This window comes from Pontibacter qinzhouensis (assembly GCF_008017455.1).
Lineage (GTDB): Bacteria > Bacteroidota > Bacteroidia > Cytophagales > Hymenobacteraceae > Pontibacter > Pontibacter qinzhouensis.
The window spans coordinates 1-14830 of the sequence record NZ_VRTY01000005.1; the positions used below are offsets into that span (position 1 = coordinate 1).

Below are 14830 nucleotides of genomic sequence, written 5' to 3' on the forward strand. Positions count from 1 at the left end.
TGGCTTCGCTTGTGTAAATACCTCGGGCAAGGTACAGGGTATATGGGCCGGTTTTACAACTCGCCCGCTGGCATCGAACTGCGCCGGTTCGCCCGGGAGCTGGTCTTTCGTAAGTTCCAGAAAATCATCTTTCAATAATACAATGGGCAACTCAATAACCGGTAGGTCTCCTACGGTAGTTTCCTTTTCTGTTACGGCCTCGTTATTTAAACTGAGTTTAGTGCCTGCAGCTACATAAGAGGTTTTAAAAAGATGCGCCAGCACACCGTTTTTCTCTTTTTTGGTAACCGTGAGGGTGCGTTTACGACTTCGGGTGTCTTTGAACCTGATCTCGTCGCCTTCCTGCAGTTGCTCCAGCCATGCCATAGCTACGGTCAGTTTGGCATCTGCAGTAGGCGGAGGCGGTGCATCGGCTGGTGCCAGCCATACGGTGGCAGGCGAACTGATCTTGCCCTGCAGGTCCTGTACAGGCTGTATAACAACCAGCTTAGGCCCAGGCTGCAGCGGGCCGGTGCGCAGCTTAGGACCCATCAGGTCCATCAGTATTTTGCAAGAGGTGCCTTGCTCTTTTTCTGCTTTCCGGATGTTGGCAATCATGCTGGCCCAAGTTGAGGCATCGTCGTGGGCACAGTTAATGCGGGCGCAATTCATGCCGGCTTTCAGGAGCCGGCTTACCAACTGGTCATTTTCAGCAAACTCGCTTGAGAACGTCACCATAATGCGGGTATGCCGCTGCGCAGGTTTTGGGCCAAGCAGGTTGTGTGTGTGCTGCTCCGAGAGCACCCGGTTTTCCTGAAAAGCTACCGGAGTGTGCCATTCCGTTTTTTCACGATCCAGCAGGTAAGAGAGCTGGTTGTGTACTGCCTGCAGACTGGCCAGCACATGCCCCTCGGCTCGCCCCAGCGACGAAAGCCCGATTTCAGCCAGGTTTTCCTGCAACTCCCGGATATCGTGCTGGCGCAGGGCCAGGTAGTGCAGCAGGTTACGCGCACTCTTCCGGAAAGCCTCATGTGTTTGCTCGGTGGTAGAAGTAAACTTATGCTCCAGTTGCATCGCATCTGTCTGCAGCGCCTCGAGCTGGTGCAACATGTCTAAAAATTTTTCCTTATCTGGGTGCATGGAACTCAGGTTGAGTTTCTGGATAAAAAGTAATGCAGACAGCAGCCGACTTTAAAAAAATAGGCTGAAGATGCATACGTGATTTTACGTATAGTCTGCAAAACCAATCAACCCTGTCTTTTATTTTATAATGTCTCAGCTGGCAGCGCTTTTGTCAGTATTTATAGAACCAACCTCATGTGCCTCCTCCCCACATTACCGCTTACCCTTGACACTAAATAGCCCAATAATGCTTTGGAAGGCTGTTTCTATTAGAATAATTAATTTAATAAGCTGATGTACCAAATATTATAGTTGAAGATTTAGAGATTTAAGAATAGTAGAAAGTATGACTGAGAAGATATGTGGATGATAGAATAGAATTACCCTTACCAGAGAGTGCTGTCCCTGACCTATCAAAACTCACCCGGAAGTTTGTGTTTTCATTGCCAAAGCATTCACACTCGCCAAAAATTTCCGAACTTTGCGATTGTAACAATTTCAAGGCATGCAACGACCATTCAGGCTGGTAATACTGGCAGGCATCTTACTGGTGCTGTTTTACTTTGTAAAAGAATCGTTCTTCAACGAAGATAATTACCTAAAGCCCCTGCTGAAGGAGCGCGAAGACAAGGACCTGACCTTCAGGAGCCGCGACAACAGCCCCTTCGAAAGCGAAGACCGCCAGAAGTTCCGGAACCTGGTGTATTACGAGCCCAACACCGACTACCGCGTAAAAGCCGATGTGGAGCAGCTCGAAAAGAAAGATACCCTGCACATGCCCCTGACCAACGGCAACACCGAGGCTTACCTGCGTTACGCCATCGCCCGGTTTGAGCTGGAAGGACAGCCACAGCAGCTCACGCTCTATAAGAAAGTAGCAAAAGGAGATGCCGAAGAAACGTTCTTCGTTCCCTTCACCGACAAAACCAACGGCTTCGACACTTACGGCGGCGGCCGCTACCTGGATATACCTTTTAAGGAAGACGCCAAAACCGTGATGCTCGACTTTAACCGCGCCTACAGCCCCTTCTGCGCCTACAACCCCGAATACGTATGCCCCGTGCCTCCAAGCGACAATCACCTCCCCATAGCCATTCCGGCTGGGGAGAAGGCGTATGAGCATAAATAGATGTTAGAAGCAAGATTTTAGATGATAGACAAGAGAAATATACCTATTGATTATGGAGTCTCTTTGGTTCTTCTACTGATCAAAACTTAGTGTCCGGAAAAATCTATAATCTAACATCTAGAATCTAGCATCTAAAAAAGTGTTAATTTTGAAAAACAGTGGCTGCTGAGGCTGCGCATCCAACATCAATAGAGAACAACATGCTGATTTCATTAGACTGGCTAAAACAACTTATACAAATAAATAAACCGGCAGCCGAAGTGGGTGAACTACTTACAGGCGCAGGGCTGGAAGTGGAAAGCATTCATACGTTTGAGGCAGTACAGGGCGGGCTGGCAGGCATTGTGATAGGAGAAGTGCTCACCTGCGAGCGCCACCCCGATGCCGACCGCCTGAGCATTACCACCGTAGATATTGGCGCAGAAGCTCCTGCCAATATTGTGTGCGGCGCGCCTAACGTGGCAGCTGGTCAGAAAGTAGTGGTGGCTACCGTAAACAGCATGCTTTACCCTTCTGGTGGGGAGCCATTTAAAATAAAGAAATCGAAGATACGGGGAGCAGCTTCAGAAGGCATGATCTGTGCCGAAGACGAAATCGGGCTGGGGACTTCACATGCCGGTATTATGGTGCTCGATACCGATTTGCCAAACGGCACACCGGCCGCCGGGTACTTCGGGTTGAGTTCTGATGAAGTGTTTGAAATTGGCTTAACGCCAAACCGTGCTGATGCTGCCTCGCATTACGGTGTGGCCCGCGACCTGCAGGCGCTGCTAAAAGTGCCGGCCCAATTGCCTGATGTTAGTGCTTTTGCTGTTGCCAATACTTCACGTTCTATTGCCGTGGAAGTTGAGAACGTAGAAGCCTGTCCGCGGTATGCCGGGGTAACAGTAAGCGGCCTGAAAGTAGGTCCATCGCCGGAGTGGCTGCAGAAGCGGCTGCGCGCCATTGGCTTATCGCCGATAAACAACGTGGTGGACGTAACTAACTTTGTACTGCATGAGCTGGGTCAGCCACTGCACGCCTTCGATGCCGACAAAATTACGGGTGATAAGATTGTGGTAAAGAACCTGGCAGAAGGCAGCACCTTTGTGACGCTGGACGGCGTGGAACGAAAGCTGAAAGCTGCAGACCTGATGATCTGCAACGCAGCGGAGCCAATGGCTATTGGTGGTGTGTTCGGTGGAAAAGAATCAGGTGTATCAGAAGAAACAACCTCCATCTTCATTGAAAGTGCCTACTTCTCGCCAGACACTGTGCGTCGCACCGGCCAGACCCACAGCCTGAAAACGGATGCTTCTTTCCGGTTCGAGCGTGGCACTGATCCGAACATGGTGCTCTACGCCCTGAAGCGGGCGGCCCTGCTGGTGCAGGAAGTAGCAGGAGGAGAGGTGGCATCAGAGATAGTAGACGTGTACCCGAACCCGATCGACAACACTAATCTCAGCCTGAGCATAGACCGCACGCATCGTTTAATTGGTAAAGAAATAGGCGCGGAGCGAATCAGGGAGATCATCACGGATTTAGGAATAGAAGTTACAGCCGAAACCGAAACACACCTGGAGCTGTCGGTGCCGCCGTTTAAGGTGGACGTGAAACGGGAGGCCGATGTGGTGGAGGAAGTGCTGCGCATCTACGGTTTCAATAACATCGAGGTAAGCGAACATATGTCAGCTTCTTTCCTGGCCAGTTTCCCGAAGCCTAACCCAGAAGAGATCACACAGACTATTCTGAATTACATTGCCGATAATGGTTTCCGTGAGATCATTACTAACTCCATTACGAACTCCCGCTACTACAACGAGGCGGAGCAGGAGAGCCTGGTGCTGGTGCTGAACTACAACAGTGAGGACCTGGATGCGCTGCGCCAGACGCTGGTGTACTCTGGCCTGGAGGTGCTGCGCCGCAACATCAACCGCCGCCAGAAAGACCTGAAAATGTTTGAGCTTGGTAAAACCTACGAGCTGGCAGAGGGCAAGCACAAGGAGAGCACCAAACTGGTTCTGTTCATGACCGGCAACAGCAGCGCCGAAAGCTGGAAGCAACCAACTGCGAAAGTAGCGTTCCACGACCTGGCGGGGCTGGTGCAGAACGTGCTCACCAAGTTGAATGCAGGTAACTTTACAGTACAGCCGCTGCCGGAGAACAGGCTTATGCGCCAGGGCATTGCCTACACCAAAAACGACACGGTTATAGCCCAGATCGGACTATTGGAAACCAGCGTAACGAAGCAGGTAGAAGTAAAAGAGCAGGTGTGGTATGCAGAGCTGAACTGGGATTACCTCCTGAAGAAGTACCGCAGCAACCTGGTAGCCGAAGAGCTGCCGAAGTTCCCGGAAGTGCGCCGCGACCTGTCGCTGGTGCTCGACAAGCAGGTAACCTTTGACCAGGTGAAGCAGATTGCCTTGCGTACTGAGCGAAAGCTGCTTCAGGACGTAAACGTGTTCGACGTGTACGAGGGAGACAAAATTGAGGCAGGCAAAAAAGCCTACGCCATCAGCTTCACCCTCCTCGACAAGCAGCAAACGCTCACCGACAAAGTAATAGACAGCACCATGAACCGCCTGATGCAGCAACTGGAGAAACAGCTGGGAGCATTTATCAGAAAATAAGAAGTTACAGAAGTACGAGCTGGTGCGAGCTTGCAGCTCGTACCGCTACTTTTGCTTAGAAATACTTTTGTGTGCTAAAAAGATTTAAATAACTGTAGTGCAAGCTCCAAGTTGGCACCAGCAAATTAAAAATATACGCAGCAAAAGCCGTTCTACCTGCAGCAGACAAAACTATTGCAAGAATTAAGAGAAATAACATTACCTTTTGAGCTATGGCAAAGGATAAACAACTGCAACAACTCCAGTCTATTGAAGACAAATTACGCAAGCTTTTAGCAAAGCATGCGGATGCGCAGCAGCGCCTGGCTAAGGCGCAGGAAGAGGTGAAGTTCCTGGAAGCATTGGTGGAAGAAAGGGATCAGGAAATAAAAAATTTTAAAAATCAGGAGAATATTGTTAAAATTGTAGAAACAATGGCAGGTAACACTGCAAACACGACAGAGTTAAAGCTGAAGTTAAACGAGTATATCAGAGAAATAGATAAGTGTATCGCTTACTTACAGGATTAGCCCAGTGAACGTGCAGGAGCAAAATAACCCTAATTAGTGCAAGCAACTCTACGAACAACAGGCAAACTTAATAAACCAGAACCATTAACATAAAACGCACCGGATGGCAGAATTAGCAATTAAGATTCGCATCGCTGAACGCGAGTATCCGATGCGGGTAAAAGAAGAAGAAGAGGAAAGGCTTCGGGTGGTTGGTAAGCTTTTAAACGAGCGCTTACGCTTTTTTAAAGAACAATTTGGCATACAAGACAAGCAGGACTTGCTGGCCATGGTGGCTTTCGAAACCATGGTAGACAAGCTGAAGCTGGAAGAGGAGAAAGACAGTCATCTCTCCGAAGTGGGCCAAAAATTAAATACTCTGGATGATCTTTTATCATCAGCTAAATAATACAGTTCTTACCCTTTTACGCATTTAAATTTTGTGCTTGAGCCACCCATTTACTAAAAGGTGGAGATACTTTTTATAAAAGCAGGCAGATTTTTAGGGGCAAAACTAGATAAAGGGCTGTAACGATGTCCTGTGGCAGGTACTGCTATATGTTTTTATCACCATAAAAGCTTATAGATATGCCCGATATTATTTACATTTTACTAACAGCCCTTGTAGCGCTCCCGGTGGGCATCTACATAGGCAGAAACCTGCTTCAGAAAGTCTATAAAGACCAGGAAGAAGCTGCCCGCTTGAAGGCTCAGAACATTGTTCGCGAGGCAGAAATTAATGCCGAAAGTGTTAAGAAAGACCGTATTCTGGAGGCTAAAGAGAAATTCCTGCGCCTGAAGTCTGAGTTCGAGGAAGAATCGAACAAGAAGAAAAACATCATTATCCAGAACGAGAACAAGGTAAAGCAACGTGAGCAGCTTGTAACCAAGCAGCTGGAGCAGATTAAACGCCGCGAAACCGAACTCGACAAAGAGAAAGAGGGACTGGCAGCACAGCAGGAAAAAGACAAAGAAACCCTTCAGGCACAGCTGGAGCAGCTTCGTAAGCGCAAAGAAGAAGTAGAGCAGCAGCACGAAGAGATTGTAGGCCAACTGGAGCGTATTGCTGGTCTTACTGCCTCTGAGGCACGTGAGCAGCTGGTAGAAGCCCTGAAAAGCGAAGCCCAGACCAAAGCCTCTTCTTACGTGAAAGACATTGTAGCCCAGGCCAAACTCACCGCTACAAAAGAAGCCAAGAAAATCGTTATCGAAACCATTCAGCGTACTGCTGCGGAACATGCCATCGAAAACTGCGTGTCGGTGTTCAACATCGAGAGCGACGACATCAAAGGCAAGATTATTGGTCGTGAAGGCCGTAACATCCGCGCCCTCGAAGCTGCCACTGGTGTAGAGATCATTGTAGACGATACCCCTGAAGCCATTATCATTTCCGGTTTCGACCCGGTTCGCCGTGAGGTGGCCCGCTTGTCGCTGCACCGTTTAGTAGCCGACGGACGTATACACCCGGCCCGTATAGAGGAGGTGGTAACCAAAACCCGCAAGAACATCGACGAAGAGATTATCGAGATTGGTGAGCGTACTGCCATCGATCTGGGTATTCATGGGCTTCATCCTGAGCTGATTAAGATGGTGGGCCGTATGCGCTTCCGTTCGTCTTACGGTCAGAACCTGCTGCAGCACTCGCGTGAGGTGGCAAACCTTTGCGCTACTATGGCCGCAGAACTTGGCCTGAACGTGAAACACGCCAAACGCGCCGGTCTGCTACACGATATTGGCAAGGTAACCCCAGATGAGCCGGAGTTGCCACACGCTATCATCGGTATGGAGCTGGCGAAGAAATACAAAGAACATCCTGATGTTTGCAATGCCATAGGTGCTCACCACGATGAAGTAGAAATGACGGCCATGGTGTCGCCACTGGTACAGGCCTGCGATGCTATTTCAGGCTCCAGACCAGGTGCCCGTCGTGAGATCATGGAATCGTACATCAAGCGTCTGAAAGAGTTGGAGGAAGCCGCTGTGTCTTTTGATGGTGTGAACCAGTGCTACGCCATCCAAGCCGGCCGTGAGCTACGCGTGATGGTTGATTCTGACAATGTATCGGATGAGAAGGCAGCACAGATTTCGTATGACATCTCGCAGAAAATAGAGAAAGAAATGCAGTACCCGGGTCAGATAAAGATTACAGTAATCAGAGAGATGCGGGCAATCAGTTATGCAAAATAAGTAATTGGTTTAATTAAGGTTAAAGCGCCTGCTGCAGCATTGTAGCAGGCGCTTTTGTTTTACAGGTACTGCGTGTATGACCTCGCAGCGTGCGCAGCTCCTGCGAGTGTCTTTTTTAGTCACTGCCGCGAGCTTTCAGCTCGTACTGCATTAGCAAGAGAGGAAATTAGAACACACGAGCTACAAGCTCACGCGAGCGTGAAAAGAACAGGAGTAAAACAACCTGAAGCTGGCTACAAAGTATATGCTTGAACTATGACAGACATACCTAACTTACATATTGGCACCTCCGGCTGGAGTTACCGCTGGCAGGAAGTGCTGTACCCGCCGGAGCTGAAGTCGGCAGAGTACCTGCGGCATTATGCCACGCGTTTTAATGCCACAGAAATCAACAGCAGTTTCTACCACTTCACCATGGCCAGAACCATTGAGAAGTGGCTATCGGAAACGCCGGCGAACTTTAAGTTTGCGCCAAAGCTGAACCAGGAGATAACGCACAAAAGAAAATTTCAGGAAGTAGAGGAGCCGCTTCAGAAGTTCATGGCACGGTACCAGGCCATGGGGGAGCGGCTCGGGCCGGTGCTGGTACAGATTGCGGGCAGCTTTCGCTACGACAGGCTGGTGGCAGAAACCTTTTACCGAACGCTGCGGGAGCTTTACCCTACCCAAACCTTTGCGCTGGAGGCGCGGCATGTGTCTTGGTTTACCGAAGAGTCGGTGGAGCTGCTGCGCGAGTATAACATCACCACGGTTATAGCCAGTGCCGGCAAACGGTTTCCGGGTACGGAGATCACGACAACAGAAACGGCTTACCTGCGCCTGCACGGCGACGAAAAGCTCTACGCCTCCGCTTACTCCGACGAGAAACTGGAACGTTACGCTTATATGGTGAAGGACTGGCTGGAGGATGGCAAAGAAGTGTGGGTATTTTTCAACAACACCATTACCGGAAACGCTGTAACAGACGCTGATAAATTACGAGACCTCGTTCTGGATTTGTAGACTATCAAAACTATAACGCGAGCGTCCTCGCTCCTGACTGCTATTCCGTGGCCTCTGGCCGCTTTGAGCTATAATTTGGCCAGAGGCCTCAAAATAAAATCATGAGGCAGGACGCTCGCGTTATAGATTGATTGTTAAATTATTCAAATGAAAATACCCTCCAAAGGGCTTTTTGCCATTTTTCAGTCAAGGGTCGTTTCTTGATGTAAGAGCTTATAGTTTTTATAGTCAGTCTTTGGATAAATATTCACCTTCTTCTCCAGAAGTCTAGACATCATCAAACTTTCAAACAATCTAACCATTTAACCAACCAGCAATTATTCAAATGAAAATGCCCTTTCAAAGGGTTTGCGCAAAAAAAGCGTCCAGGGTAATATACTCTGATAGTTGGGTCCTTTTTTACATAGATAAATTTTAATTTTATACTTTTGGGTCTTACTCCAGAGAGCAGTGGCTCAGGAGGTAAGCAGCAAACACAGCAATGGCATTAGCATACAACAGGATCGTTATAAAAATTGGCTCGAACGTGCTCACGCAGGCAGATGGCATGCCCGATGTGGCACGCATGGAGCACCTGGTCGATCAGATAACGGAGATTAAGAAACAAGGCAAGGAAGTAATTTTAGTTTCGTCGGGGGCAGTGGCCTCTGGCAGGAGCCTGGTGAAAATTTCGGAGAAAACAGATGCTGTGGGGAGCCGGCAGCTGCTGGCGGCCGTGGGGCAGGTAAAGCTCATCAACACCTACTCCCAACTCTTCGGCAGGCACGACCTGATTTGCGCGCAGGTGCTAGTGACCAAAGAGGATTTCCGGGACCGGCTGCATTACCTGAACATGAAAAACTGTTTCCAGATGCAGCTGCAGCACAACATTATTCCGGTGGTGAACGAGAACGACGTAATCTCGGTGACAGAGCTAATGTTCACCGACAACGATGAACTGGCTGGTCTGATCGCCTCCATGCTCAATGCGGATGCGCTGATTATTCTCTCGAACGTAGATGGCATTTTCAATGGCGACCCCAAAGACAGCAATTCCGAAGTAATCCAGGAAATTGGCCATACCACCACCGGCTTCTCCGCTTTTGTAACGACTCAAAAATCGCAATTTGGGCGTGGCGGCATGATTACCAAGTGCCATATGGCGCACAAGGTGGCGCAGCTGGGCATAGCCGTGCACATTGCCAATGGCAAAACAACCAACATTCTGCAGCGGGTGCTAGAGGAAGATGTGGTAAACACCCGGTTCATTCCGAAAAAAACAGCTTCCGGAAAAAAGAAATGGCTGGCTCATTCCGGCAGCTACGCCAACGGCGTGGTGCAGGTAAACGAAGGAGCCTGTGCAGCACTAACTTCAGCTAAAGCTACGAGCTTGCTGCCTGTTGGTGTTACCGCTATTTCCGGCACTTTTCAGAAGGGCGATATTATCAAGATCATCAGCGAGTCTGAAAAGCACATCGGCCTTGGCATAGCCGAATACAGTTCCGACAAAGCTCAGGAACTGGTGGGGCAGAAGAACCAGAAAGAACTGGTGCATTACGATTACCTGTATTTAAACCCGGACATCAATTAAGAAACATACTTGGAAAGATGTGCTAAGGGATCAGCAACTTCTTCATGAAAAATTATTAGAAATGTTTTTATAATAGCCTTTAAGCTTATTTTTCAACATTTCTAATTTTGAATTTCTAATTTCTAATTTGACGCAGTCCTACCCATGGATATAACATACCTATTTGAGCAGACCCGGAAAGCCAGCAGACAGCTCGTGTCGTTGCAGGCCGAAGAGGTAAACGCCATTTTAAGAGCAGTAGCCGAAGCAGCTGTGGCAAAAACGCCTATGTTGATTTCGGAAAACGAGAAAGACCTGGCTCGCATGAGCCATGACGATCCGAAATACGACCGCCTGAAGCTGACAGAGAAGCGGATACAGGATATCGCTAACGACATGCTGAACGTAGCTAAGCTGACTTCGCCACTGGGGGAGGTATTGCTGCAGAAAGAGCTGCCAAACGGTCTGCAGATTTCTAAGCTTCGGGTGCCGCTGGGAGTGATTGGTGTTATTTACGAAGCCCGGCCGAATGTAACCTTCGACGTGTTTTCGCTTTGCCTCAAAACCGGGAACGCCTGCATTCTGAAGGGCGGCAGCGATGCGTCTTTCTCGAACCAGGCTATTATCTCCATCATTCAGGAGGTGCTGCAAGAGCATGAAGTAGATCCGAATGTAGCCACGCTTTTACCACCAGACAGAGCTGCCACAGAAGCGCTGCTGCAAGCGGTTGGGTTTGTAGATGTGCTGATTCCACGTGGAAGCCAGGCGTTGATTGAATATGTGCGCCAAAACGCGAAGGTGCCTGTAATAGAAACAGGGGCAGGTATTGTACACACCTACTTCGACGAAACCGCTGACCTGGAGAAAGGCAAAGCCATTGTAAGCAACGCCAAAACCCGCCGCGTAAGTGTCTGCAACGCCCTCGACTGCCTGGTGCTGCACCAGGACCGCCTGCAGGACTTGCCGGAACTCGCAGCGCCTTTGGCAGCTGCAGGCGTAGAGGTTTTTGCGGATGAAGCAGCCTTTGCCGCCCTTAAAGGACATTACCCACAGCAGCTGTTGCAATCTGCTGCTGCCGAACATTTCGGTACGGAGTTTCTGGCCATGCGCCTATCCATTAAAACAGTGCAGAACCTGGAGCAGGCGCTGGAGCATATTGCCACCTACAGCTCCCGCCACTCCGAAGCCATTATCTCAGAAAGTGCCGAACACATAGAGCAGTTTCTGAACACCGTAGATGCGGCTGCCGTGTATGCCAACGCCTCTACTGCCTTTACCGACGGCGCTCAATTTGGCCTCGGCGCTGAAATCGGTATCAGTACCCAGAAGCTGCACGCCCGCGGCCCTATGGGGCTGGAGGAGCTGACAAGCTATAAATGGGTAGTGCGCGGAACCGGGCAGACTAGGCCTGCTTAGACTGAATAACCTCTCATGCTTGACCTCGCAGGTCTTGAAGACGCTGCGAGGTCTGAAGCGGAACCTTAAAATAAAAAAGGCCAGCAGAAACTGCTGGCCTTTTCCCAATCATCATATATCTACTTTAGTTTACTACTTTACTTAAGCCTGTTACTACGGCCGCTACACGAATCGCATCGAAGATGCGGGCTTCGGTGGCTCCGAGTTTAAGTACTGAGGCTTCGTGAGCAGCAACGCAGCGCTCACAGCCGTTGATGGCCGAAATGGCCAGGCTTACCAGTTCAAAGAACTCTTTGCCCAGCACAGGATTCCTCATAATATTCATCTTCACGCGGGCAGGCAGTTGCTCGTACACGTCTTTATGCGCGAAGTGGCGGAAACGGTACAGGATGTTGTTTGTTGCCAGCAAGGAGGCGCAGGCAATAGCCTCTGCTGTCTCGGCCTGTGTCGCTTCGTTTTCCAAAGCTTTTGCTTCAAAAGAGGCGACTAAGGTGTCGTTTTCTTCGTTGGCAGCTGCTGCTAAGGCCAGTAAATAAGCTTCTTTTTTAGAAAGCGTTTCGCCGGCAAGGGCAGTTTTCAGGTTCACGCGCAGGTCGCGCAGGTACCTCGACTCGGCGTTGGTCAGTTTGTTCAGGCTCTGAGACGCATAATTTTCATCGAGACCCAAATCTTTCAATAAATCTATTTTAGTTTCCTCTGTTACAGTTAACACGGACATGTGATTTCAGTTTTTTGGTGGAAAAAACTCAGACAGCAGGAGCAGCTGTATTAAAATGGCTGCTCCCAAAACTGCCTAAGGTACTGTATATATAGAAAGTGGGGTGTTAACCTACCAACGTTTCTTCGCCTTTTTGCCAGTTGCAAGGGCAAAGCTCATCGGTCTGAAGCGCATCGAGTACACGAAGTACTTCGGCCACGTTGCGGCCTACGTTCAGGTCGTTAACACTAACCCAACGGATGATTCCTTGTGGGTCTACAATGTAGGTTACACGGTATGCTACTTTTTCTTCGGCTTCTAAAATACCCAGTTCTTCGGCCAACGATTTAGAAGTATCGGCCAGCATCGGGAAGCGGAGGCCACGTAGGTCTTCGTGGTCGCGGCGCCAGGCAGCGTGCACAAACTCAGAGTCGGTAGAGGCTCCCACCAAAACGGCATCTCTATCGCGGAACTCGTCGTAGTTTTTATTGAACTCAGCTATTTCGGTAGGGCATACAAACGTAAAGTCTTTTGGCCACCAGAACATCACCATCCACTGCTCACGCTTAATGTGGTCTTCGTTCGTGATGTCGGCAAACTCCTTGCCTTTTTCGATCGATACAACGGCTTGTTTCTTGAAAGTTGGGAAAGTGGCTCCTACGGATAATATTCTGTTTTGAGACATGTTTTATATTGTTGATTGTTAGTTGTTTATTGTTAAATGGTTTGATTGCTTAATTGTTGAATGGTTAATCGCGGAATATCTTTCCTAGTAGATAATTCACTCAGTTACTCATTCAAAATTCATAATTTGAAGCCTTAGCTCAGGAAAGCCTTCAGCATCCAGAGTGTTTTCTCGTTTTCGTTAATGTCTTCGCTGATCAGGCTTACAGTACCTTCATCGCCGGTTTCAGCGGCCAGACTGAGGACTTCGCGCTCCAGGCCTAAAAGCACCGTTAGGTTTTCGTGGGTGGCTGTTACAGCGGCCATACCATCGCTGATATGGCTGGTTTCCTGAATACTCGAAATGCGGATGTAGTCCGACAACGTATGCAGTGGCTGCTGGCCAATGGTTAGAATTCGTTCAGCGATAGCATCTATCTTGGTTAAGGCGTTGTTGTAAAGCTCCTCGAACTTATCGTGCAGCTGAAAGAAATAAACTCCTTTAATGTTCCAATGAAAGCCGCGCAGGTTCTGGTAATACAGGTGGTAATTTGCCAAAAGTACATTTAGCTGCTCAGCTATCTGCTTGCTGTCTTCTTTCTGTAAACCTATCTGATTGAGTTTGTTCATAATTTATTTTAGGTGGATGTTAGGGTTTGTTGTTGATACAAATGTCGTGGTAATATCATGATCAGTCAAATTGATTGTTTTTATGTTGTTATAGTTTAAATTTATAATGTATCTTTAGGTGCTGCTAAAGACCTTTGTAACCAAAAGGAGTCGCTAAACGACTTTGTTTTTTATTTTGATACTTCTGCCTCACTTGGAACCCTGGAGGCAAAATCATGGAAAAGGCTTTGGAAGGCCATTTTCATTACAATAATTGGTTATTCACCTACAACCCAAAAACAGAAACAGCACATGACCATTGTACAACTCGAATACTTACTGGCTGTTGATACTTTCCGGCACTTTTCTACAGCTGCCGAAAACTGCTTTGTAACGCAGCCTACGCTGAGCATGCAGCTCCAGAAGCTGGAAGAGGAGCTGGGGGTGTTGCTCTTCGACAGGAGCCGGGTGCCGGTGCGGCCAACCGAAATAGGTAAAGAGATAATTGCGCAGGCGCGCGTGGTGGTGGCTGAGTCTAAAAAGATTCAGGAGATTGTGCAGAACCAGAAACAGGAGCTAAGCGGTGTGCTGCGTGTAGGCGTAATCCCGACGCTGGCGCCTTACCTGATCCCGCTGTTCATCACGAACTTTATGGAGAAATACCCGCAGGTGCAGATGGTGGTGCAGGAGCTGCTTACGAACGAAATTATTGAGAAGCTGAACCACGAGCACCTGGATGTAGGGCTGCTGGTAACGCCTCTCGAAGACAAAACTATACGGGAACTGCCGCTCTTTTACGAGGCTTTTGTGGCCTATGTAAACAAAAAACACTTGTTTGCAGATCAGCAAACCATAGACCCGGCGGAGCTGGACCTGGAGGATTTGTGGGTGCTGAACGAAGGCCACTGTTTCCGGAGCCAGGTGCTCAACATTTGTAACCGAGGCGGCAAAGCCATTGGCTCCAACGCCGGCCACTTAGACTATAAAAGCGGCTCCCTCGAAACGCTGAAACGCATTGTGGAGTCGCAGCACGGACTCACACTTTTGCCGGAGCTATCGGTGCTGGATATGCCGGAGGAGAAGCGGAAGTTGGTTCGGCTGTTCCAGGAGCCGCAGCCGCTACGGGAGGTGAGCCTGGTGGTGCACCGCAGTTTCCTGAAGAAGCGGTTGGTGGAGGCGCTGAAAGCAGAAATTATGGCGGCAGTACCGCCAGAGATCCGCAACCGTAAAAAGCAGCAGGTGGTAGGGGTAAAATAATGTTCGAATGTTGAATGAGTGGGTGAGTGAATTTTAAATTATTCTAATGATTTTGGCCTTCAAAAGAATTTTAAGCCTAAAAGGTTTAAGGGTCGCCGCAGGAGGACTGTAGCAATCATTCAT

At 49.0% G+C, this 14830-nt stretch carries 13 protein-coding genes; 9 read left to right on the forward strand and 4 right to left on the reverse strand.

The annotated features are described in order from the left end of the window. A partial coding sequence (locus tag FVR03_RS01915; protein WP_255474023.1) for a pyruvate kinase occupies positions 1 to 1119 on the reverse strand: 1119 nt, incomplete at its 3' end. Positions 1120 to 1606: 487 nt separating this feature from the next. On the opposite strand from FVR03_RS01915, the gene FVR03_RS01920 reads away from it, so the two are divergent. The 8 genes from FVR03_RS01920 (at position 1607) to FVR03_RS01955 (ending at position 11481) form a co-directional block, all read left to right on the forward strand. Then, positions 1607 to 2230 carry a DUF1684 domain-containing protein gene (locus FVR03_RS01920; protein WP_147920075.1) on the forward strand — a complete coding sequence of 208 codons (624 nt, stop codon included), beginning with the start codon at positions 1607 to 1609 and terminating at the stop codon, positions 2228 to 2230. A gap of 200 nt (positions 2231 to 2430) precedes the next feature. Further along, a complete protein-coding gene (gene pheT / locus FVR03_RS01925; protein WP_147920076.1) occupies positions 2431 to 4839 on the forward strand; it encodes a phenylalanine--tRNA ligase subunit beta in 2409 nt (802 codons plus the stop codon). Positions 4840 to 5051: 212 nt separating this feature from the next. Further along, on the forward strand, positions 5052 to 5348 hold the full coding sequence (locus tag FVR03_RS01930) for a hypothetical protein (RefSeq protein WP_147920077.1): 297 nt from the start codon (positions 5052 to 5054) through the stop codon (positions 5346 to 5348). Positions 5349 to 5451: 103 nt separating this feature from the next. Next, on the forward strand, positions 5452 to 5736 hold the full coding sequence (locus FVR03_RS01935; protein ID WP_147920078.1) for a cell division protein ZapA: 285 nt from the start codon (positions 5452 to 5454) through the stop codon (positions 5734 to 5736). Between the two features lie 179 nt (positions 5737 to 5915). Continuing rightward, positions 5916 to 7514: a ribonuclease Y gene (gene rny / locus FVR03_RS01940; protein WP_147920079.1), complete on the forward strand. Its 1599-nt coding sequence runs from the start codon at positions 5916 to 5918 to the stop codon at positions 7512 to 7514. A gap of 255 nt (positions 7515 to 7769) precedes the next feature. Further along, positions 7770 to 8516: a DUF72 domain-containing protein gene (locus FVR03_RS01945; protein WP_147920080.1), complete on the forward strand. Its 747-nt coding sequence runs from the start codon at positions 7770 to 7772 to the stop codon at positions 8514 to 8516. A 481-nt stretch (positions 8517 to 8997) separates the two neighbouring features. Next, on the forward strand, positions 8998 to 10086 hold the full coding sequence (gene proB, locus FVR03_RS01950; protein ID WP_147920081.1) for a glutamate 5-kinase: 1089 nt from the start codon (positions 8998 to 9000) through the stop codon (positions 10084 to 10086). A gap of 144 nt (positions 10087 to 10230) precedes the next feature. Further along, a complete protein-coding gene (locus tag FVR03_RS01955) occupies positions 10231 to 11481 on the forward strand; it encodes a glutamate-5-semialdehyde dehydrogenase (protein WP_147920082.1) in 1251 nt (416 codons plus the stop codon). Between the two features lie 124 nt (positions 11482 to 11605). Here the strand turns inward: FVR03_RS01955 and FVR03_RS01960 are convergent, their stop codons facing one another. From FVR03_RS01960 to FVR03_RS01970, 3 genes are all read right to left on the reverse strand, one after another. Then, positions 11606 to 12199: a carboxymuconolactone decarboxylase family protein gene (locus tag FVR03_RS01960; RefSeq protein ID WP_147920083.1), complete on the reverse strand. Its 594-nt coding sequence runs from the start codon at positions 12197 to 12199 to the stop codon at positions 11606 to 11608. Positions 12200 to 12305: 106 nt separating this feature from the next. Beyond that, positions 12306 to 12863, reverse strand: a complete 558-nt coding sequence (locus tag FVR03_RS01965) for a peroxiredoxin (RefSeq protein ID WP_147920084.1) — start codon at positions 12861 to 12863, stop codon at positions 12306 to 12308. Positions 12864 to 12997: 134 nt separating this feature from the next. Beyond that, on the reverse strand, positions 12998 to 13471 hold the full coding sequence (locus tag FVR03_RS01970; RefSeq protein ID WP_147920085.1) for a Dps family protein: 474 nt from the start codon (positions 13469 to 13471) through the stop codon (positions 12998 to 13000). A 291-nt stretch (positions 13472 to 13762) separates the two neighbouring features. On the opposite strand from FVR03_RS01970, the gene FVR03_RS01975 reads away from it, so the two are divergent. Next, positions 13763 to 14707, forward strand: a complete 945-nt coding sequence (locus tag FVR03_RS01975) for a hydrogen peroxide-inducible genes activator (RefSeq protein ID WP_147920086.1) — start codon at positions 13763 to 13765, stop codon at positions 14705 to 14707. Positions 14708 to 14830: the final 123 nt, after the last annotated feature.